The 21,798-nt window shown below is 39.0% G+C and carries 24 protein-coding genes; 17 read left to right on the top strand and 7 right to left on the bottom strand.

All coding sequences use genetic code 11. The features are described from left to right. Window positions 1-88 precede the first annotated feature (88 nt). The gene (locus tag FZF08_RS19860) at window positions 89-727 is read right to left on the bottom strand and encodes a C40 family peptidase (protein WP_159472075.1); all 639 of its coding nucleotides are present in this window, start codon (window positions 725-727) and stop codon (window positions 89-91) included. 262 nt (window positions 728-989) lie between these two features. Here FZF08_RS19860 and FZF08_RS19855 point away from each other — a divergent pair, with 262 nt between their 5' ends. The 11 genes from FZF08_RS19855 (at window position 990) to FZF08_RS19805 (ending at window position 9,959) form a co-directional block, all read left to right on the top strand. Then, the gene (locus tag FZF08_RS19855; protein ID WP_159472072.1) at window positions 990-1,601 is read left to right on the top strand and encodes a fumarylacetoacetate hydrolase family protein; all 612 of its coding nucleotides are present in this window, start codon (window positions 990-992) and stop codon (window positions 1,599-1,601) included. A gap of 85 nt (window positions 1,602-1,686) precedes the next feature. Beyond that, window positions 1,687-3,585: a M23 family metallopeptidase gene (locus FZF08_RS19850; protein WP_229216611.1), complete on the top strand. Its 1,899-nt coding sequence runs from the start codon at window positions 1,687-1,689 to the stop codon at window positions 3,583-3,585. Between the two features lie 3 nt (window positions 3,586-3,588). Beyond that, the gene (gene bcp / locus FZF08_RS19845; RefSeq protein WP_159472066.1) at window positions 3,589-4,047 is read left to right on the top strand and encodes a thioredoxin-dependent thiol peroxidase; all 459 of its coding nucleotides are present in this window, start codon (window positions 3,589-3,591) and stop codon (window positions 4,045-4,047) included. A 120-nt stretch (window positions 4,048-4,167) separates the two neighbouring features. Continuing rightward, entirely contained in the window at window positions 4,168-5,025 is an 858-nt protein-coding gene (locus FZF08_RS19840; protein WP_159472064.1) for a transketolase, read from the top strand. Between the two features lie 16 nt (window positions 5,026-5,041). After that, window positions 5,042-5,629 (top strand): Uma2 family endonuclease, encoded by a 588-nt coding sequence (locus tag FZF08_RS19835; protein ID WP_159472061.1) that lies wholly within the window; start codon window positions 5,042-5,044, stop codon window positions 5,627-5,629. A gap of 27 nt (window positions 5,630-5,656) precedes the next feature. Continuing rightward, window positions 5,657-6,643, top strand: coding sequence for an AAA family ATPase (locus tag FZF08_RS19830; RefSeq protein ID WP_159472058.1), 987 nt, complete (start codon window positions 5,657-5,659; stop codon window positions 6,641-6,643). Further along, window positions 6,637-7,203: a hypothetical protein gene (locus tag FZF08_RS19825; protein WP_159472055.1), complete on the top strand. Its 567-nt coding sequence runs from the start codon at window positions 6,637-6,639 to the stop codon at window positions 7,201-7,203. The genes FZF08_RS19830 and FZF08_RS19825 overlap by 7 nt, the downstream gene beginning before the upstream one ends. 26 nt (window positions 7,204-7,229) lie before the next feature. After that, a complete protein-coding gene (locus FZF08_RS19820) occupies window positions 7,230-8,186 on the top strand; it encodes a transketolase family protein (RefSeq protein ID WP_159472052.1) in 957 nt (318 codons plus the stop codon). A gap of 238 nt (window positions 8,187-8,424) precedes the next feature. Continuing rightward, entirely contained in the window at window positions 8,425-8,967 is a 543-nt protein-coding gene (locus FZF08_RS19815; RefSeq protein ID WP_159472049.1) for an RNA polymerase sigma factor, read from the top strand. Between the two features lie 55 nt (window positions 8,968-9,022). Further along, window positions 9,023-9,463 carry a hypothetical protein gene (locus FZF08_RS19810; RefSeq protein ID WP_159472046.1) on the top strand — a complete coding sequence of 147 codons (441 nt, stop codon included), beginning with the start codon at window positions 9,023-9,025 and terminating at the stop codon, window positions 9,461-9,463. Window positions 9,464-9,482: 19 nt separating this feature from the next. Then, window positions 9,483-9,959 carry a hypothetical protein gene (locus FZF08_RS19805; RefSeq protein WP_229216610.1) on the top strand — a complete coding sequence of 159 codons (477 nt, stop codon included), beginning with the start codon at window positions 9,483-9,485 and terminating at the stop codon, window positions 9,957-9,959. Between the two features lie 81 nt (window positions 9,960-10,040). Here the strand turns inward: FZF08_RS19805 and FZF08_RS19800 are convergent, their stop codons facing one another. The 4 genes from FZF08_RS19800 to hisB all read right to left on the bottom strand — a co-directional run bounded on the left by FZF08_RS19800 (window position 10,041) and on the right by hisB (window position 14,198). Next, the gene (locus FZF08_RS19800) at window positions 10,041-11,618 is read right to left on the bottom strand and encodes a SulP family inorganic anion transporter (RefSeq protein WP_159472043.1); all 1,578 of its coding nucleotides are present in this window, start codon (window positions 11,616-11,618) and stop codon (window positions 10,041-10,043) included. Window positions 11,619-11,655: 37 nt separating this feature from the next. After that, window positions 11,656-12,309 carry a carbonate dehydratase gene (can, locus tag FZF08_RS19795; protein ID WP_159472040.1) on the bottom strand — a complete coding sequence of 218 codons (654 nt, stop codon included), beginning with the start codon at window positions 12,307-12,309 and terminating at the stop codon, window positions 11,656-11,658. A gap of 131 nt (window positions 12,310-12,440) precedes the next feature. After that, window positions 12,441-12,740, bottom strand: coding sequence for a hypothetical protein (locus FZF08_RS19790; RefSeq protein WP_159472037.1), 300 nt, complete (start codon window positions 12,738-12,740; stop codon window positions 12,441-12,443). A gap of 333 nt (window positions 12,741-13,073) precedes the next feature. Continuing rightward, a complete protein-coding gene (hisB, locus tag FZF08_RS19785) occupies window positions 13,074-14,198 on the bottom strand; it encodes a bifunctional histidinol-phosphatase/imidazoleglycerol-phosphate dehydratase HisB (RefSeq protein WP_159472033.1) in 1,125 nt (374 codons plus the stop codon). A gap of 210 nt (window positions 14,199-14,408) precedes the next feature. Between hisB and FZF08_RS19780 the strand changes: the two genes are divergently transcribed. From FZF08_RS19780 to FZF08_RS19765, 4 genes are all read left to right on the top strand, one after another. Continuing rightward, window positions 14,409-15,002 (top strand): riboflavin synthase, encoded by a 594-nt coding sequence (locus tag FZF08_RS19780; RefSeq protein ID WP_159472030.1) that lies wholly within the window; start codon window positions 14,409-14,411, stop codon window positions 15,000-15,002. A 69-nt stretch (window positions 15,003-15,071) separates the two neighbouring features. Then, the gene (locus tag FZF08_RS19775; protein WP_159472027.1) at window positions 15,072-15,869 is read left to right on the top strand and encodes a PASTA domain-containing protein; all 798 of its coding nucleotides are present in this window, start codon (window positions 15,072-15,074) and stop codon (window positions 15,867-15,869) included. Next, window positions 15,847-17,727 carry a T9SS type A sorting domain-containing protein gene (locus FZF08_RS19770; protein WP_159472024.1) on the top strand — a complete coding sequence of 627 codons (1,881 nt, stop codon included), beginning with the start codon at window positions 15,847-15,849 and terminating at the stop codon, window positions 17,725-17,727. Before FZF08_RS19775 ends, FZF08_RS19770 begins: the two co-directional genes overlap by 23 nt. A gap of 28 nt (window positions 17,728-17,755) precedes the next feature. Beyond that, entirely contained in the window at window positions 17,756-18,061 is a 306-nt protein-coding gene (locus FZF08_RS19765) for a rhodanese-like domain-containing protein (RefSeq protein WP_137340428.1), read from the top strand. 31 nt (window positions 18,062-18,092) lie between these two features. Here the strand turns inward: FZF08_RS19765 and miaA are convergent, their stop codons facing one another. Beyond that, complete coding sequence (miaA, locus tag FZF08_RS19760; RefSeq protein WP_159472021.1) at window positions 18,093-19,031, bottom strand: tRNA (adenosine(37)-N6)-dimethylallyltransferase MiaA; 939 nt, start codon at window positions 19,029-19,031, stop codon at window positions 18,093-18,095. A 50-nt stretch (window positions 19,032-19,081) separates the two neighbouring features. Here miaA and FZF08_RS19755 point away from each other — a divergent pair, with 50 nt between their 5' ends. Both FZF08_RS19755 and FZF08_RS19750 read left to right on the top strand, forming a co-directional pair. Next, complete coding sequence (locus tag FZF08_RS19755; RefSeq protein ID WP_310590610.1) at window positions 19,082-19,747, top strand: DUF4230 domain-containing protein; 666 nt, start codon at window positions 19,082-19,084, stop codon at window positions 19,745-19,747. 114 nt (window positions 19,748-19,861) lie between these two features. Next, on the top strand, window positions 19,862-20,464 hold the full coding sequence (locus FZF08_RS19750; protein ID WP_200837134.1) for a hypothetical protein: 603 nt from the start codon (window positions 19,862-19,864) through the stop codon (window positions 20,462-20,464). 252 nt (window positions 20,465-20,716) lie between these two features. Here the strand turns inward: FZF08_RS19750 and gldN are convergent, their stop codons facing one another. Beyond that, on the bottom strand, window positions 20,717-21,763 hold the full coding sequence (gldN, locus tag FZF08_RS19745; protein WP_159472788.1) for a gliding motility protein GldN: 1,047 nt from the start codon (window positions 21,761-21,763) through the stop codon (window positions 20,717-20,719). Window positions 21,764-21,798 lie beyond the last annotated feature (35 nt).

The raw sequence follows: 21,798 nt of genomic DNA, 5'->3' as shown, positions 1-21,798 counted from the left end.
TGATAGCAAATTTCTTACGTATCCTTTTGAGAATAAAAAGATACAGAATATTTATTGTTACTCAAAAGAAGAGAAGTCGGGCTAGTTTTTAAAACGGGCGCATCGCTTTCACAAACCGTCCCTTGAAGTAAGTTGAAAAAAGATTGTCCTCGCGAACGCCTCGTGAAGTGGATGCATGAATGAAAAATATTTCCTGTTGATTTCTTACATCCGTTACGATTCCTGCATGGGAAACATAACCTTCCTTGCCCGCTTCGGGAACAAAAAATACCCAGTCGCCCGGACGGATTTCCTGAATACTTCCTACTTCCGTTCCAAATTCTGATTGCTGCCAGGAAATGCGTGGCACTTTGATACCAACTTCTGAATAAACAGAGCAAATTAATCCTGAACAGTCAATGCCATTTTTGTCATTACCTCCTGAACGATAGGGGGTTCCGGAGTATGTCCTGGCTACTTCCACTACTTGCGGGATTTCACGATTGTAATTTCTGGATGGACTGGCATTTGAATAAGCTGGTTTATCTTTGGTTGGCGTTGGGCGGCTATTAGCTGGTTTTCTTGCCGGAGCGTTTGTTGGTCTTCTGTTATTCGCAGTTGTATTTGTTCTGCGCGGCTGCGCTACCGGAGCTGGATTTTTACGCAGTGTGTCGCAGGAAAATTGTAAAATGGTAAAAACGAAAAGGCAAATCGTAGTGAATAAAGAAAAGGAAATCTGCTTCTTCATATCTAATTTTTTGTTGATTAATTTCATCTCAGTCTTACCATAGCACTTACAAATAACGATACTTCTGTCAAAAATTGTCGAATCAAAATTTGAAAAAAGTATGAAAAGAAAAGTTAATACGTTGAACTTCAAATTTTGAACCTGTTTTTTAGATTGAAAAAATGATAAAAATATTATGTGGGAGCCGGCTTTGTCAGTAGTTTTGTTGTAGTCAGAATCTATTTTCTGAGGTTACTATCCTTTAAATCTCAAATCTTTTTTAATGAAAATTATTTGTGTAGGCCGTAATTATACGGAACATATCGAAGAATTGAATAACGAGCGCCCTGATGCGCCGGTTATTTTCCTGAAACCTGAAACGGCCCAGATCCGCGCCGGAGAACCTTTTTTCTATCCTGATTTCTCAAAAGATATTCATCACGAAGTTGAGCTGGTTATCAAAATAAATCGTGTTGGTAAAAATATAGAAGAACGTTTTGCGCATAAATATTATGATGAAATCGGTGTAGGAATTGATTTTACAGCGCGCGATCTTCAATCAGAATTGAAAGCAAAAGGCTTGCCTTGGGAATTGGCAAAAGCATTTAACGGATCAGCGCCAGTTTCTGAATTCTTGCCAATTTCGGATTTTGAAGATATCCAGAACATTAATTTCAGTCTGGATGTAAATGGAGAAACACGGCAGTCTGGGAATTCTTCGATGATGTTGTTCCACATCAACTACCTGATTTCTTTTGTTTCAAAATATTTTATGTTGAAAAAAGGTGATTTGATTTTTACAGGAACACCCAAAGGCGTTTCGTCTGTACAAATCGGCGATAAGTTAACGTGTTCAATTGAAGGTAAAAAACTTTTGGAATTGTCGGTAAGGTAGAGGGGAGAAGTTTATTTATCATTTTCAATTCATGTTGTATAATCCATTGGTTAACAGACGTACTAGTTTCATATTCTTTCTTTTTTTGCTTTCTGTTCTTTCCGGTTTTGCTCAGAAACAATCATATCCGCAAGGTTATTATCAGTTTCCGATCAGGCCCGGACTTACTAATTCATTGGCGGGTGGATTAGGTGATTTGCGTTCAAATCATTTTCACGCGGGGTTGGATATCCGTACGCAGCAGGTGGAAGGTTTGCCTGTCCACGCGGCCGCGGAAGGATATGTTTACAAAGTTGCTGTGCAAAGAAGTGGTTATGGAAATGTAATTTATTTACGTCATCCCAACGGACAAACGACGGTTTATGGACATTTGTTGAAATTCAGCGATTCGCTGGCCAATTACGTCCGTGCTGAACAATACAAAAAACAAACTTTTGAAATTGATCTTTTTCCGGAAGCTGGAAAATATGCTTTTAGAAAAGGCGAAGTCATTGCGCTTTCGGGTAACACCGGTGGTTCTGCCGGGCCGCATTTGCATTTTGAAATTCGTGATTCCCAGGACAATTATTTGAATCCGCTTTATTTTGGTTTTAATGAAATCAAAGACGTCACGCCGCCGAAATTTGTAAGTGTAGCCATTCGTCCTACCGATATTAATGGCAGGATCAATGGTAAATTTGAAAGACAAACCTACACGCCCGTTCGACAGAAAGATGGAACATACAATATTCCGGCAACGATTACAGCAACCGGTACGGTTGGATTGGAATTACTGGCGCATGATATGATGACCGGTACTGGTTTTCGTTATGGTTTGCAGTGTATTGAAATAAAAATGGATGATCAGGAAGTTTTCGCCTACAACATGGAAATTTTCCCAAACGCCGCCACCCGCGATTATAACAACCTAATTAATTACGAAACAGAACAGGAAACCGGACAGCGTTTTTTGAAATGTTATGTGCCAGACGGGAATAAATTTGATTTATATAAAACCGGTGCTTACAAAGGCAAACTCTTTATCAACGATACTTTAACACATCAGGTCAAAATAAAGATTTTTGATTCCTATGAAAATTCATCGGTACTCACTTTTTCAATAAAAGGAGAAACCCAAAATCCACCACTTCCGGTTTATGATATGGAAGTAAATCCGGAATGGATCCAAAGTGAAATTTTTGATAATACATTAAAAGTAAGAGCGAAATATTATCGCAGCTCAATGCCGCTGGCTACTTTTTATGTGTATGGAAAAGAGGTAAAAAAAGCACCCGATCTTTATGAAAATGAAACGGCAGTTTTCCTGACTGATTTAAGAGATTATATTCCTGATTCGGTTAAAATTGGAAATACCATGGCTCGAACTTATCTGAGATCGAAGATCAGTCCGGGTAAGTTAACAACTTACAAGACCGATCGCTGGTCACTTCAATTTGATACCAATACGTTGTTTGATACTTTGTATGTAGTCGGTCAGCAAAATTATAATTCGCTGACTATAAATGATAAAGGTATTCCGCTGCGAGATTATGTGACGATTTCTTTCAAACCGGAAGAAGTCCCGGTCAATAAAGAAAGAAGTGGGATTTATCGGTATACCGGTTATGGTTATCGCTTTATAGGAGGAACTTGGAAGGATAATGAAATTACATTCAAAACCAGGGAACTGGGTACTTTTGTCATTCAAAAAGATACAATTCCACCACGAGTCAGGCTGGTTGAACATAGTACGAAACGCATACGAGCTTTCATCAGTGACGGGATTTCAGGGATTGATAATTTCAAGGCGTATGTCAACGGAGAGTGGGTTTTGATGAATTATGATGCCAAAACAGGATATATCTGGTCAGAAAAAATGGATGAAAGCCAACTTTTTGAGGGCGAACTGATGTTAGAAGTTAAAGATGGGGCCGGAAATAGTACTATCTTGCAAACTGATTTAGTTGAACCTGTTACCACACCCAAAAAACGAAAACGAAAATAAATTATGGGACTTCAGATAGGTGAGGTAGCACCGGAAATTTCAGCAAAAGACCAGAACGGAAATGATGTAAAACTTTCCGATTTCAAGGGCAAAAAAGTGATCCTTTATTTTTACCCCAAAGACGACACTCCAGGTTGCACAGCGCAGGCATGTAATCTTCGTGATAATTACGAATCACTTTTAATCAAAGGATTTGTGGTTTTAGGAGTAAGTGTTGATAATGAAAAGTCGCATCAGAAATTCATCAAAAAATACGATCTTCCGTTTCCGTTATTAGCCGATACCGATCATGCGATCGTGGAAGCTTATGGTGTTTGGGTTGAAAAAAGTATGTATGGCAAAACTTATATGGGGACAGCGCGTACAACTTTCGTCATAGATGAAAACGGTATTGTTTCTGAAATAATCCAGAAAGTGGATACCAAAAACCATACTGATCAAATTCTGAGTAAAACTGAGTAATTAAAAGTCAATTACTGAACTTTATAAATCCGAAATTCGCAGTTCATTTATGTTTGTTAAAAGTGAAGCGAAAGTTAAATCCAGCTGTTTTACGCTCCAATAAAATAATAAAATCGAGAAATGGAAATTAAAGAATTAGAAAAAGTAGCAGCACAAGTTCGCAGGGATATCGTTCGCATGGTACATGGTTGCCAGTCGGGACACCCTGGAGGATCACTTGGCTGTACTGATTTATTAGTTGCGTTGTATTTTGAACGCATGAAGTTGAATGAGAAAGATGGCAAAGTAGTATTTGAAATGGATGGCGCAAATGAAGATCTGTTCTTCCTTTCAAATGGTCACATTTCACCTTTGTTGTACAGTGTTTTGGCCCGTAAAGGTTATTTTCCTGTTTCTGAACTTGCTACATTCCGTAAATTGAATTCAAGACTTCAGGGTCACCCGACTCCGCACGAACATCTTGAAGGAATCCGTATTGCTTCCGGTTCATTAGGACAAGGAATGTCTGTGGCGATCGGTGCTGCTTTGGCTAAGAAATTAAATAATGATACAAGTCTTGTTTACGTCCTAATGGGCGATGGCGAGCAGCAGGAAGGACAAGTTTGGGAAGCAGCAACTTTTGCTCCGCATCATAAAGTTGACAACTTGATCGCAGTTATTGACTTAAACGGTCAGCAAATTGACGGTCCTACTGCAAAAGTTATGGACAACCGTGATCTTGGTGCTAAATACGAAGCATTTGGTTGGGAAGTAATGGAAGTGGAAGAAGGAAATGATATGGCATCGGTTGTGAAAGCGCTTTACGAAGCAAAAAGCAAAGCCGGACACGCAAAACCAATTATGATCATTCTTCATACCGGTATGGGTTATGGTGTTGATTTCATGATGGGAAGCCACAAATGGCACGGTGTTGCACCAAACGACGAACAATTAGCAGCAGCATTGGCGCAGTTGGAAGAGTCGATGGGGGACTATTGATATCAGATTCTGAAAGATGACAAGCATAGATCAACTAGATTTTTCCCGGCAATACACCTATGCAGATTATCTGCAATGGAAATTTCAGGAACGTCTGGAACTGATCAAAGGGTATATTCACAAAATGTCTCCCGCACCTGCCCGTCGTCATCAGGATATCTCGCGCAATCTGGGAAGACAAATAGATAAATACCTGCTTGATCTGCCCTGCCAATGGTATACCGCGCCGTTTGATGTACGTTTACCCCGTCGTAACAAAAGCGGAGATGATGAAATAATAACAGTAGTGCAGCCTGATATTTGTATTATTTGCGATGCTTCAAAATTGGATGATCGCGGCTGTATCGGAGCGCCGGATGTTATTATTGAGATTTTGTCTCCTGGAAATACGAAGAAGGAAATGTTTGACAAATTTCAAGTGTATGAAGAGGCGGGCGTAAGAGAATACTGGCTGGTTGAGCCTGCTGATAAAATTGTATTGGTTTACACATTGAATGAGCAGGGGAAATATATCGGCAAGCGTCCCTTTACAGAGGGAGAAAAGATGACTTCTTTTGTTTTTCCGGAGTTAGTAGTAGATCTCAATACTGTTTTTGTCGATTGAAAATAATAAAAAAGTTATGACGATAAAGTGAAAATAAAGAAGCTCCATATCAAGAATTTTAAATCCCTCGTCGATCTCGAAATCGTCGAACCAAATCCCTTTACAGTTTTTGTTGGGGCAAATGGGGTAGGGAAGTCGAATATTTTTGAGGCTTTGGAGTTTGTATCTTATTCAAAAACTCCCAATTTGGTGGATTTATTTGGTGGCATTACATCAGTAATGACATTTGGTAAATCGTCTTTGCCGGAGATTTCAATTGAAGCTTTTGATATTGAGTATAGTATTTCTATTGATGATGAAGATTACATCTCTGGTGTAAAGGTAAACTCTCTCCCTGGATCGAAAGATGTTAAGGAGTATCTTAATTCACAACAAAAAAAAATCTCTTTTGAACTGATAAACAAGATTTCAAGAATTTTTATTGGGAAGTATAATTATTTAAAAGTGAAACTTGATGGTGAATCAAGATTGAATCTAGCCTGTACAAATCTGGAAAAAGTTTTGAAACGTCTTCTTTCAGATGAAAACAAACGAGAAGAAATCACAGAGTATTTACAATTACTGATTCCCGGATTTGAAAAAGTTGAAATTCATTCTGACAATATTGGAGGAACAGATTCACTTTTGATATACGAAGTTGATTCAAAAAAACCATTTACAAAGAATCTAATTTCCGATGGAACATATAATATTATATGTCTTTTGACAGCTGTTTTTCAATCAGATGAGCCTCAATTCTTATGTATTGAAGAACCAGAAAATGGTTTAAGTCCATATGCTATCGAAGTGTTAGTAGAAATGTTTCGGAGCAAATGTGAAGACAACGGTCATATTATCTGGCTAAATACGCATTCTCAAACATTGGTTCGCCATTTGAAAGAGGACGAGATGATTTTGGTAAATAAGATTGATGGAAAAACCCAGATCAAGCAATTGGAAAAGGGGGCATTTTATGGCCTTAATGCTGATGAAGCATGGCTTACAAATGCTCTTGGAGCGGGTCTTCCATGGTAAGAGTTGGTTTCATTTGTGAGGGTAAAACTGAAAGAAAAGTTATTGAATCTGGAAATTTCCAACAGTATTTGACCAATTTGGGAATTGAATGTTTGAGGCCAGTTTTGGACGCTAAAGGCAGCGGAAATTTGTTGCCCGAAAATCTTCGGGAATCCTTGGAATTATATAAAGCCAAAGAGGCAGAGAAAATAATAATTCTTACTGATCTGGATGAAGATGCTTGTATTACATTGACTAAAAATCGAATAACCAGTGATGAGAATCGATTAATAATAGTAGCAGTTAGAAAAATTGAGTCATGGTTTTTGGCTGACAGTTTAACTTTGAGTCATTTATTGAAGGAAGAGTTTTACTTTGATAAACCAGAAGAGGAAAGCGTCCCATTTAATACATTAAAAAGCATTTTTATTCAAATGCAAGGTCGTGGAATAGGAGTAAAGGATATTTTTACGGCAAGAATGATTAAGTATGGTTTTTCTGTCCAAAACGCAGCCAACCATCCAAACTGCCCAAGTGCCGCTTATTTCCTGAGTAAATTAGAACAAATAGCAAAAAAATAATTTTAGACATTACATCGATACAAATAATGAAAAAATACACCTTCACCGAAAAAAAAGATACCCGTTCGGGCTTTGGCGCCGGGATGCATGAACTTGGACAGAAAAATCCAAACGTGGTTGCACTTTGTGCTGACCTTGTTGGTTCTTTGAAACTGGAAGCTTTCATCAAAGAAAATCCTGAAAGATTTGTTCAGTGCGGTATCTCTGAGGCAAACATGATCAGCGTTTCTGCTGGGTTGACTATCGGTGGTAAAATTCCTTTTGCAACTACTTTTGCCAACTTCGCTACTGGCCGTGTTTATGACCAGATCCGTCAAAGCGTTGCTTATTCAGGCAAAAACGTAAAAATATGTGCTTCTCACGCGGGTCTTACTTTGGGAGAAGATGGTGCAACACACCAGATCCTTGAAGATATCGGGATGATGAAAATGCTTCCTGGTATGACGGTAATCAATCCTTGTGATTATAACCAGACAAAAGCTGCAACGTTGGCTATTGCTGATTATGAAGGACCGGTTTATTTACGTTTTGGTCGTCCTGTTATTCCAATTTTTACACCTGCTGACCAGGTTTTTGAAATCGGGAAAGCGTGGATGGTAAGTGAAGGAACGGACGTTAGTATCTTCGCAACAGGCCATATGGTTTGGGAAGCAATCCAGGCTGGTGAGCAACTGGAAGCAGAGGGTATCAGTGCTGAAATTATCAATATCCATACAATCAAACCACTTGACGAAGAAGCAATTCTGAAATCAATTGCTAAAACACGTTGCGCTGTTTCTGCCGAAGAGCATAACCGTATTGGTGGATTGGGAGACAGTATTGCACAGGTTATTGTGAAAAACGATCTTGTTCCTCAGGAATATGTTGCCGTTAATGACAGTTTCGGAGAAAGTGGAACACCTGCTCAATTAATGGAAAAATACGGTTTGACTGCTGCTGACATTGTTGCAGCTGCAAAACGCGCCATTGCCAAGAAAAAATAACAAGTTGCCGGAGGTAAATTAAAGTAGCCATTGGAACTGGAGTGCCTTTGAGTCTTGTATATAAGTAAGATAACTTTCTTCTTATGTACAAGACTCGAATTTTATTTGCCCTGAACAAAAAAATAAACTATTATTGATTCTTAGTGAAGATTCAATAACCACCATTGTATTTTGAAAAGGTAAAAATCATTAGGATTTAGCCCTTTTATCTAACAATCAGACTAGGACTGAGTATTAAATGTCTGACGAAGAATTATTAGCATTATTTCAGAACCCCGAAACGCGGAGAAATGCGTTCAACCAACTGGTGCGTAAGTATCAGCAAAAGGTGTATTGGCTGGTGCGCAAAATGGTCGTTGATCACGACGATTCGAATGATATCACACAGGATGTATTTATAAAAGCGTGGACAGCGCTGGAAAATTTCAGAGGTGATTCCAAACTTTATACCTGGTTATATCGCATTGCCAGTAATGAAGCCATCAACTTTTTGAACAAAAAACGTAAACGGTTTTTTGTCTCAATTTATGATGTTGAAAGTGAATTGAGTGAAAAACTTGAAGCAGATCCTTTGGTAAGCGGAGATGCCATTCAATTAAAACTTCAAAAGGCTTTATTGAAATTACCAGAAAAGCAGCGGCTGGTATTTAACCTTAAATACTTCGAAGAGCTACCCTATGAAGAGATTTCTGAAATTACCGGAACATCGGTTGGTGCTTTAAAAGCATCTTATCACTGGGCGGTAAAAAAAATAGAAGACTTTTTAAACGAAACAGATTAAACCATTTGTAAGTGAATAAGTCAAAGATAAGTAAGATAAAGAAACACGTATAGTCATGGACAAAAAGCACATACGGTTGGACGATCTGAAAAAGGAAACGCCTTTTTCGGTACCTGATGGCTATTTTGAAAATCTACCCCAACTCATTCAGTCGAGGATTCCAAATGAAGTTGTTCGCAAGCCGTTGATTCGATGGAGCTGGCAAAGGTCTGCCGGACTGGTTGCTGCGATGAGCTTTTTACTGGTAATGGTTTGGGTTACATTTCCGGAACGCCAGGGTTCGTTGGGGCAGGAGCCGCTTAGTAAAATCAGCGATGCCTCGATAGTAAGTTATCTGGAAGATCAGAATATCAGTTATTATGATCTTAGCGAGCATCAGGTAATTCAAAAAGCTTTTGACACAGATTCAACTGTTTTGAATTATCTGGACGGTATGGACGAAGAATTTCTTCGTCAGCAAATCCTTGAAACCGGTTCCGGTTCGGAGAAAATTTGACATTTATTGACCTGACAAAATGAACGCACCAAAAATTAAAAACAACGTTAAGGGAATAACTCTGATAGTGCTTTTTACCCTTTTCTCTACGGCTATGGCCTGGGCACAACGTCCATCGGGAGAAGAAATGCAGCGTATTCAGGATGCCAAAATTGCAATTATTACAAACAGGCTTAATTTAACGCCAGAGCAATCGACTGGTTTCTGGCCGGTTTATAATGAATATTCTCAGAAAAGAAGAGAAATACACCGTGCGCAGCGTAAAATTATAAACGATAAAAAGGCAGAGGGGAAAACGGATGAGCAGGTTTTAAATAATTTGAAAGAAGTACAGGAACTTAAACAAAAAGAACTTGACCTTGAAAAAGAATATCAAAACCGGTTCTTAAAAGTGATTTCGGCGAGCCAGGTTATTGAGCTATATAAAGCAGAACGAACATTCAATGATATGTTGATTCAGCGATTGAAACAGAGACAAGGAAAACCAAACGAATAAAAGTATAACAGTTTTTAGCAAAAATCCCCATAACTGACAAAATCTGTTATGGGGATTCTTGTTTATTATCGAGTCAAAATCTTAATGTCCTCCAACGGCAGCCACACTGTCTATACCGATAGTCTCCACTTTGATATTTTTCGCAGGCGCGGAATGTTCCTTAAATTCCTGAATTATTTCCAGCACATCATAATCAATATTCAACGATTTTGTGCCATCAATGATCACTTTGGAGTTTTCTGGCAGATGATCCAACGTAAGACCAATACTTCCCTTGTTTAAAAAGGTTACTTCTTCTGATAAAACAATCGTTATTACGTCTCCATCCTTGTATTCTTCCTTTTTGTAGTGATACGAGTGTTTGTAATTTTTTCTTAAAATAAAGTAAATCGCAACCACCATTCCTATGGCAATCCCTTTCAATAAATCCGTACTCAAAATGGCGATTACTGTTACGATAAAGGGTAGAAATTGTTCTTTCCCTAATTTATACATGCCTTTGTAAAGCGAAAACTTTGAAAGTTTATAACCTACAAGAAGCAATATCGCGGCCAGCGAAGCCAAAGGGATATAATTCAAATATTTAGGGATAAATATTGCAGAAAGAAGCAAAATAGAGCCATGAATAATCGTTCCCATTTTCGTCCGCCCGCCTGATTCTATATTGGCAGAACTTCTTACAATAACTTGTGTAATTGGTAAGCCACCCAATAGACCAGCGACCATATTTCCAATTCCCTGTGCTTTCAATTCACGATTTGCCGGCGTGTTCCTTTTGTAAGGATCCAGTTTATCCGTCGCTTCAACTGATAAGAGTGATTCCAAACTTGCTACAATGGCCAATGTAACCGCAACAGTATAAACCTCAACCCTGTTGAATGCGCTGAAATCAGGTGTTTTGAAAAAGCTTAAAAATTCAGATGCACTGGAAGCAACCGGCAACTGTACTAGATGATCTCCACCCATCGCAATTTGTGGGTAGAAATTCAAAAATAAAGAGTTGAGAAGTATACCCGTCAAAACAACAAACAATGCTCCTGGTAGAAATTTGAAAAGCTCAATTCTCTTCATAAACGGTTTGTCAAAAAACAACAACAATCCCAGAGAAACAATGGAGATGATAATGGCTCCTGCGCTGCTATACCTGATAGCGTTATAAACTTCCGTCAACGTATTCTGCCCGTCTTTCTGACTGAATGCTTCGTCGCCCATGAAATCAGCATCGTAACCAAATGCGTGTGGTATTTCTTTTAAAATTAATGTGATACCAATAGCCGCGAGCATTCCTTTGATGACCGATGAAGGAAAGTAATAACCGATAATTCCCGCATTCATAAAACCTGCCAGGAGCTGGATAGCTCCGGCAATTACGACGGCGAGCAAAAAGGCTTCGAAACTTCCCAGTGTTTCAATAGCGGTTAAGACAATTACGACCAATCCGGCGGCAGGACCGGAAACACCAAGCGCAGAGCCACTCAGAAAACCAACAACGATTCCTCCCACAACACCGGAAATAATTCCTGAAAATAATAGATCGGGCCTGCCGGTTGAAGCTAGTGCAACGCCAAGACAAAGCGGCAATGCAACCAGATAGACGACCAATCCCGATGGGAAATCGAATTTGAGGTTTGAGAACAGATTTTTTTTATTAGTCGACATAGGAATGGTTCAAGAGGAAAATTACGGTTGCCAGTGATTAGCTTATTGTCTGTTCTGTGATATCAAGTTTGTAGAAATCTTCGATTTCTGCAGTGTTGTCAGCGGTGATATTAAGATCTTGCAGATAACCGTTTTTGATATCGTAAACCAGGCCGTGAACCTGAAGCGCTTTCCCGTTCGCCCATGCATTCTGCACGATTGATGTTTTTGTAAGGTCATAAACCTGTTCCTGAACATTAAGTTCTACAAGTCTGTCGCTTCTTTTTGCAGGATCTTTAATGGCGTTAAGTTCATCCTGATGCAGGCGATAAACGTCTTTTATATGACGAAGCCAGTTGTCAATTAAGCCAACCTGTTTGTTTCCCATGGCGGTATTAACGCCCCCACATCCGTAATGTCCGCAAACAATGATATGTTTTACTTCAAGCACATTAACTGCATAATCCAAAACGCTCAACATACTGATATCGGTGTGAATTACCATATTGGCGATATTTCTGTGTACGAAAATATCGCCCGGCATAGTTCCGGTAATCTCATTGGCTGGAACACGACTATCTGAGCAGCCAATCCATAAAAACTGAGGAGATTGTCTTTCTGCCAGATCATTAAAGAAATTAGGATTTTCTGTTGTTCTTTCCTCTACCCACTTTTGATTGTTTGTGAAAAGCTTATTATATGACTTAATCATTATTCTAATTATTTATCGTTAAAAAAAATGTAAAAGATGACAGCATAACAGACGATCAATCAGATCAATAAAAATATTGAAACGATCGTGCCTGACAAGCAAATGTCATTCAATAATACCGATGAAATAAATCAGGATAACTCGGGTGGAGGAGACAAGAGATTCTTGTAAATCTCGTTTTCACACGCGATGGTGTAAGAGAAGGCGGTTTTGAGAAGAATCGAAACCGTAATTTTATTAAAAGTAATCAGATTCGGAATCAGGATCTGATCGTCATCCATTGTCTTTTCTAGTTCAGTATTTTCATTGTCGCAAGTACCATCAATGCAAACTACTTTTGCTTTGTCATTAGCCAACAGAATACTTGCTACATCTGTGGCTTTACAGATTAGGAAGACCGTTAACAGTAAAAGGCAAAGCTTTTTGAACAAAATAAGGCGACGATTAGAATGCTGTTATATGCTGGACAACGTAAAGAAAACTAAAAATGGTTTCTTTTATTTTATAAATTCTTACTTTTTGTATAAGCGGCAATTAAAGGGCATAAAAAAAAGGGATGTTTCAAACACCCCTTTTATATTAAGACTTGTAACTTTTCTCGTGGTTCTCTAACCAGCGTCCAACCAAAAAGGCTGAGCCTAAAAGAACTACATAGAAAGTTATCATTACAATCGTCATGAACATAATAATATCTGATTAGGTCTTGATTGAATAGAACAAAAATATGCAAAAAATGTCAACGACCGACTTGTCACTTCAAAAAATTATAAAACACCTTTGGTAGATGGCATAAAATCAAGCGCTTTCAGGTCACGGCGAACGGCCATTTTTATTGCTTTGGCAAAACCTTTAAAGATTGATTCAATTTTATGGTGTTCGTTATGGCCTTCCACTTTTATGTTAATATTTGATAAAGAGGTGTCGGAAAACGATTTAAAAAAGTGATAAAACATTTCCGTCGGCATTTCTCCAATTTTTTCTCTTTTAAATTCAGCATCCCAAACAAGCCAGGGACGGCCTGAAAAATCAATTGCAACTTGTGCAAGAGCCTCATCCATAGGTAGTAAAAATCCGTACCGGCTTATTCCGCGTTTGTCGCCAATCGCTATTCTGTATGCTTCGCCCAGTGCAAGCGCAGTATCTTCAATGGTATGATGTTCGTCGATGTGCAAATCGCCTTCTACCTGAATTGTCAGATCGGCACCTGAATGTCTTGCCAATTGGTCCAGCATATGGTCATAAAATCCCAAACCGGTATGAATATCAGATCGCCCGCTTCCATCAAGATTTAATTCGATGTGTATCTGGGTTTCTTTGGTATTACGTTGCACGCTGGCCGTTCTGGATGGTAATTTCAAATGCTCATAAATCGCATCCCAATCCATAGAGATATAGGAAACTGCCTTATTCATTTCAGCCGTAACATCTTCTTTTGGAAGCTCATTTTTCAACAAAATGGCTTTTGATTTAAGATTTACCGCCAATTGAACGTCAGTCAGGCGATCTCCAATTACATAACTGTTTTCAAGATCGTAGTCTTCTGAAAAATAAGAAGTCAGCATACCAGTTCCCGGTTTTCTGGTTGGTAGATTGTCCTCAGGAAAACTTCTGTCGATATGAACCGTTGTAAAATGTATATTTTCTCCTTCAAGAATCTGAAGCATTTTATTGTGTGCGGCCCAAAATGTATCTTCCGGAAAGGATTTGGTCCCCAAACCATCCTGATTGGTTACCATTACCAGTTCATAATCAGTTTCTTCGGCTATTTTGCGAAGATTTGAAATCGCTTTTGGAAGAAATTCAAGTTTTTCAAGGGAGTCAACCTGAAAATCCGTTGGCGGCTCAACGATGATCGTTCCGTCACGATCAATAAATAATACTTTTTTCATTTAAAAAGGATACAAAAAATCAAAGGTTTTAAACAAACTTCAAAGCAGAAAAAATGGCGGCTGCCTTTTCGCTGTCGCAAAGTTCGTAAACTATATGGTATTGAAAAGATTTATACGAAGTAAATAACCATAGTTGGAGTTTGAGCAACAAAAAGGTCAGCAAAGAAGTTGTACATTTACGGGATAAACCAATTCATTTTTTTAAGCAGAATGTTTACAGGAATTGTAGAAACCATTGGAGAAGTATTAAAAGTCGAAACAGAAGGTACTAACAAAACTTTCACATTACGTTCGAGTCTGGCTCCTGAATTGAAAATAGACCAAAGTTTAAACCATAACGGTGTTTGCCTTACCGTAGTTTCGCTGAAAGAAGATACCTATCAGGTTACTGCGATTGAAGAAACTTTGAACAAAACCAATCTTGGAAGTTTGAAGGAAGGCAGCAAAGCAAATCTTGAAAGATGTATGCCTGCAAATGGCAGATTCGATGGTCATATTGTGCAGGGACATGTGGATCAAACCGCGATTTGTACACGCATTGAAGAAAGAGACGGAAGCTGGTTATTTGATTTTCAGTATGATGTGACGCTTGGGAATATGACGGTTGAAAAGGGATCGATTTGTGTGAATGGCGTAAGTCTTACCGTTTTTAATTCGGAAGAAAACTCATTTCGCGTTGCGATTATACCTTATACTTATAATTTTACTAATTTCCACCAATTGCAGGAAGGAGACACCGTAAATCTTGAATTTGATATTCTTGGAAAATATATCAAACGAATTCTTGGATCTTATACGATGTAAGTAATTTGCATCTTGAATTATTCCTTCTATTTTTACCATTTTTAGAAATTACCCGCAGCATGTACGTCCATGGCAAAAATTAGCACCCAATCCCGCAAGGATCTTTTCATACACATTGGCATTGTAGTATCACTTATACTGGTATTTTTTCTCGGCTTTTTCTTTATTTATCTGCCTTTTACCACCAACCACGGAGAGGCCATAACGGTGCCAGATCTTCGCAAGAAAAATCTAAGTGAATTGGAAGAATTTCTGGATAGCAGGGATTTACGTTTTGAGGTAGATTCTACTTATGTGCCCAATTTGCCTCCATTGACTGTAATTCAACAATATCCTAAACCGGGAGCAAAGGTTAAGGAAGGGCGGAAAATATATGTAACGGTCGTTTCGCTAACGGCTCCATTGATAAAAATGCCAAAGCTGACGGACATGACGCACAGAAGTGCGCAGATGCAGCTTAAAAGTTTAGGTTTGGAAGAAGGTACAATTTCCTATGTTCCGGATATGGCGCAAAATGCCGTTTTGAGACAAATGTACAAAGGTGTTGAAATTTTACCGGGTCAACCAATCGCGAAAGGGTCTAAAATTGATCTGGAACTTGGCGAAGGTTTAGGTTCTGCCCAGTTTGAGTTACCCTCTGTTATCGGAATGCCTTTGGATGAAGCCAAAATCCAGATTGTCGGTGCAGGATTAAAAGTTGGTCAGGTAATGCAGGTTGCGATGGAAGAAGGGCAAATTCCCGGAAGCGTTGTAAAACAAAATCCTGAATCAGGAAATAAAGTTCGAATCGGCGATGTAATTGATCTGTGGGTTATCCCGGCAGGTGTTGAACCAAATGCCCCAAATGAAGACAACACACAACCGTAAAAACGTTTTATCAGGAATTGACAGATTTTTGTTTTTGACACTATTCATTCTGATTTCCAGTCAGACTAATAGTGTATATGCGCAACTTAAACTGGTTCCGATTGGTAAAAGTCAAAGTAATAAGAGTGAGGTAAAGTCTAGCGCATCAGCCAGAATCCAGGCGTTGAGTTTACCATTTTTTGATGATTTTTCTACAACAGCCACTTCACATCCGGATTCCACTTTCTGGCTTCCCGGAAGTGGTGTTTATATCAATAATACTTTGGCCACCACGCAGCCTTCTGTGAATATGGCCACTTTTGACGGACTGAATGCCAATGGTGTTCCTTATAATTATGTGAACCAATTATCGCAGGGACATACTGATACGCTTACTTCCCAACCGATAAATCTGGCAGGTACGATTCCTTCTGATTCTGTATATCTGAGTTTCTACTGGCTGGCAAAAGGCTTGGGGGAATTGCCAGACGATGATGATACATTACGTTTGGAATTTCTTGGGCAGGACCAGCAATGGGTTTCTATGTGGTCAACAACCGGTCCGTTATTTGACTCACTTTTTACAAGACAATTTATTGCGGTTACAAATCCTGTTTTTTTTCATAGCAATTTCCAGTTTAGGTTCAGAACTTACGGCCGGCTTTCCGGACCTTATGATACCTGGCACCTGGATTATTTGTATTTAAATAAAGGAAGGTCTGTTACCGACCGTTTTATAAAAGATATTGCTGTCAGAACACCTTTGACTCCCTTTTTGAAAAAATATACAGCAATGCCAATCAAACAATACCGGGCAAATCCGGCATTGGCTACGACAGATTCTGTTGGTACAGACATTATCAATCTGTTTAATAACTTCAATTTTACAACGTTCAATTTTACGGTTAAAGACGAGATTTCCGGTAAGGAATTTACGAACCTCAATGCTACATCAGCCGTTTTTATTGGCGGTGAAAAAACGCAGCGTAAAAGAATGGCCGTTTCTCCGATTCCGGTTGATAAATCAATCAAGTCTGTGAAATTGAAATACAAATTAGAACTGATCACCACGGACGATCAGAATCCTACCATTCCATCGGTCAATCTTAGAAGAAATGATACCATCAGTGCCAGGACAAATTTGAGTGATTATTATGCTTATGATGATGGAAGCGCAGAATATGGTGTACAGATAAATCAGCGACTGGGACGTGTGGCTGTACGATTCGCACTGGCTCAACCTGATACATTAAAAGGAGTTAGAATGTCTATTGTGCCGTTTAACCAAAATATTGCCGGGCAGTCTTTTACCATTCAGATATTGAGTAACAAAAATGGAAAGCCGGATCAGGTTTTGGCTCAAAGGGCTGTTGCAGCGCAGTACGCCTCGTCTCGTGACAGTTTAATTCAATATGCTTTTGCTTCGCCGGTTGCTTTGAAAGATACATTTTATGTCGGCTGGATCCAGGTAGATGAGCAGCCTCTGAGTTTGGGATATGATCGTAATTCGATGCTTGGGAATAGTAATGTTTTTTACAATCTGGGTACGCAGTGGGTGCAGGAAACATCTTTGAAAGGCAGCGTTATCATTAGACCTTACATGGGCGGAAGTGTTGGTGAGACTGTTACAGGTACTGAACCCGTTACGGACAAAAGTGCTTATTTTTTTCCAAACCCAAGTAAAGGAATTATTGGCTGGAATGAAAACTGGATCAGAAAGGTAGATATTTATTCAATTCAGGGCGTTTTAGTAAAGACCATCGCAGCAGAAAGTGAAAGCCGGTCGGCATCTGTTAATGAATTACCGGATGGTATGTATATATTTAAAGCGTCGGATGGGAAACGATCTTTCGTACAAAAAATGTTGATAGTAAAATGAGGGTAATAACATTTATAATTTGATTATCATGGATATTAAAGTTGAAGAATTAAAGGAACGTTTAGATAAAGGAGAAGCTTTGAATTTTTACGATGTTCGCGAAGAGCATGAATATGAAGAAGACAATTTGGGTGCTACACTAATTCCTCTTGCGGAATTACCGGATCATCTGGACGAACTTGAACCTTTGAAAGACGAAGAGATAATCATTCACTGTCGCTCAGGCGCTAGAAGCGGAAAAGCACAGGCATTCCTGGAATCCCGTGGTTTCACGAATGTACGTAATGTGATCGGTGGAATTCTTGCCTACCGTGAATTGGAAGAAGAAGCTTAATATGCTCAACTCAATGATTAGCTGGTTGTTTTTAAAACAGCCAGCTATTTTTATTTAAACCAGATTCTGAATTTACATAATCCAGGATTTTATCGAATTCTTCGGGTTTGAACCACTTGAAATCACCCTGATGGCGGAACCAGGTTAGCTGCCTTTTTGCGTATCTTCTTGAATTTTGTTTCAAAAGCCGCTCCATTTCTTTCGCATTGTATAGGCCATCCAGACAACCGTAGACTTCTTTATACCCTACGGTTTGAAGTGCATGACTGTCACGAAATTCAATTACACTTTTTGCCTCTTCCACCAATCCCTGGTTGAGCATTTGATCCATTCTGCTGTCAATCCGATGATAGAGTTCAGTTCTATCGCGATCCAATGCAATCAGTATTTGTTTGAAAGGCCGTTTGTTCAGGTTTTTCTGCTGATATTGAGATATCGGAATGCCGGTAGTATGGAAAACTTCCAGGGCACGTACAACCCGCTGAGGATTGAAAATTTCCTTCGTTGCGGCAAAATCAGGATCCAGGTTTTTAATTTCTTCCTGTAACTTTTCCAATCCTTCTTTTAACAAACGATCCGTTAACAATTCCCGAAGCCCTTCCTTGGGCGCAGGCAAAGCGTCCAAACCTTCTGAAACTGCTTTTATATAAAGACCCGAACCGCCCGTCATAACCACAAAATCATGATCTTGAAATAATGTGTCTAATAATTTCAATGCATCACGTTCAAAATCTCCGGCACTATATTGTTCACTAATGGAATGAGAATTGATAAAGTGATGTGGAACTTCCTTCAATTCTTCCTCGGAAGGTTTGGCTGTTCCTATTGATAATTCCCGAAAAATCTGACGTGAATCAGCGGAAATAATTTCCGTTTTTAACGTCTTGGCGAGCCGGATTGCAAGTTCGGTTTTACCTACTGCTGTGGGGCCTGCGATGATGATCAGGTATTTTACCTGGCTATTTGGCATTCTGGACTTTTTATGTGATTTTAGTAAACACAAAAATACACATCATGGAAATGAGCACACTACTTTTCTTTATATTATCTGTTTTTTTAGGCGGTGCACTCGGTGCGGGTGCCTATTATTTCTGGTCGGGGAGGCACAAACTAAAATCCGAGCCACAACGGGAAGCCACCGTTTTACTTGAAAGAATAGAAAAAGTTTTTAAGGTTGTCATGGCAGAGGGTTATTTTACAGAAATTTACAATTATCAACACGACAAAAATTTCTGGAATCTGATTAAGGACAAGAAAAAAGCGCTGGTAATAGCAAAAGCGAAAGTACTCGTCGGATATGATTTTGGTAAACTACGTTTTCATGTGGAAGGGGTCAATAGGAAAATTGTCATTGATTATTTTCCCGAACCGGAAGTCCTTTCTATGGACACGGATTATAAATTTTACGATATTGAACAGGGCTGGTTAAATCGTTTTCAAAGTGACGACTATACCTCAATTTTAAATGAGGCAAAACAAACGATGAACGAAAAGGCACTTCAGAGTGATCTTCCACGCATTGCAACAAACCAGGTGCAATTAATGATGTTCCAGTTAGCCGCGACAATGAATTGGAACATTGACATGCAATTGCCGGAAACGAATAAAAATAGTATTGACGAGTATTCTTCTTATAAACCGGTTGAAGCAGGAATAGAATCACTCAATAAAAAAACAGAGGAATAGAAAATTTATTCATTATGCCTCATCATTTTCCTTAAAAGGCGCGTATAAGCTATTAAATCCAAATCATTAATTTAATCTCTTACTTTTCAATATTCATTCTTAAACTTTACGATTATGTTCAAAAAATTATTAATGGTAATATGTGTTTGTTTTGTTGTTTTCCTTGCAGGTTGTAAAGGTGATGACGGAGCAGTAGGTCCGGCAGGTCCAGCTGGTGCCACAGGCGCTGCCGGAGCCACGGGTGCTACGGGAGCAGCAGGTACTGGTGGTTCGTCAGCAATTATTTTAAACACGGGTGCAATAACAGGAACAGGAACGGGGGGAGATCTGTCGTTTGCTCTTGATACAGCTTTAACCGCTGATGAGCAAAGCTTTTATGACACTGGTGTTGCGGTTTTGGTTTATGCAAAATCATTAGGAGTTTGGTGGCCTCTTCCTGGCAATGTTCAGTTTGCAAACAGTAAAGTAAGTGGCTTTACTTTTGTACATGGCGTGGATAGCGGAACATTTTTTGTTGACATTTTCACTACCGGAAACTCTGATGGTGCTACAACTGCACCATCAAGAAGTTTCGATGATATCAGAGTTGTTTTAATTCCTGATACAGGCGCGAGATTATCATCTGATATCAATTGGAGCAGTTATGATGCTACGATCAAAGCATTGGGATTGACAGATGTAAGTGTCAAAAAGGTAAGTTTATATAAGAAGAAATAAATTCCTATGATTTTTAATTTATTGAATCCCTGTCGCGTAAAGTGGCAGGGATTATTTTTTGTCTATGCCATAATTATTTACCCTAGGATTATATGATTCGAGCTAGGATTATTGTGCCTTTTTAGTACGCTGTAAGCTATTTTGAATTGTAGGATTAATTTGATCCATCCAATTGTAATCTGATATCCTACAACGAAAAAAAGCGAAAGCACCTTCCGGTACCTTCGCTTTCTTATTTTAGAGCGGTTTGGATTAATATTCCCAAAGACCGTGTTCAAGTTCCATTAACTCTTGTTCGTAGTTAAGAGATTTAATAAGAGCTTCCTTATCTCCTTTGTAAATGTCAATAAATGACTTATCAGAGGCATTTGAATACTTTGTGATGCGACCGTAGAACAAACGTAAATCAAAGGCATCAGCAAGGTTTTTATTTTGTGCTGTATTCTTGGTGTTATACCAGATATATTTTTTAGGATCACTTCTGAAAAGACGTTCAACATCTTTGTAACGGAACGAAGCGATTGGTAATTCAAGACCTGTTGCAGCATTCATATCGGATGGAATCAAAAGCGTGATAGCCTGGATGTCCATGTACAAACGAGAACGTTTTTTATCAAAAGTCCAGTCTTCCTTAACTTCCATCAAATTGATCTGATCAGGGAAAAACTCTTCTTCTGTTGCCATCGTAGCTGCTACCTGAAAAGTATCAACCGGAACAGCCGCAACAACAGGAAGTTCTTCTTTTATGGCTTTACCTTTTGCTCCTTTTTTAGTTGATTTTTTTGGTTTAGGTGCTCCCCAACCATCATCTTCGGCAGCCGTTTTTTTCGCAGGGGCTCCCCATCCGTCATCAGCCTTGGCTGTTGTTTCGGTTTTCTTAGAGTCTACCTTAGCTTTATCATCCCATCCACCAGCGTCAGCAGCAGGTTTTCCAAAACCAGCAGCGATTTCTTCGGCAGACAGACCAGCTGTCTGATTCGGAATTAGCATCTTTTTATGGATCAGGTCACTTGATAATTTGGTCGTACAAGAATCGTTCGTGTAAGCATCAATAAGACCTGCTTTTGCTGCTTCCAATAAATATCTTGTGATCTCATTATTTTTAGAGAACATGGAAGAGTTTTGTTTCTCTTTAAGATCAACTCTTCTCCACAATGTTCTTTTCATCATCACATCACCCTCACTGATTGGATGTGACGAAAATTGATTCGCGGTAGAGTCTTCCTTCTCCTGAGCAAATACCATGGTAGATCCCATTGTTAGGGACAATATTGACCATGCAATTGTTTTTCCGTTCATTCTTCTCATTGCTTATATTTTTATCTTATCCAATC

The organism is Dyadobacter sp. 3J3, from assembly GCF_009801115.1.
In the GTDB taxonomy this organism is placed as follows: Bacteria; Bacteroidota; Bacteroidia; order Cytophagales; family Spirosomataceae; genus Dyadobacter.
This window is presented reverse-complemented; position numbering and strand designations above follow the sequence as displayed.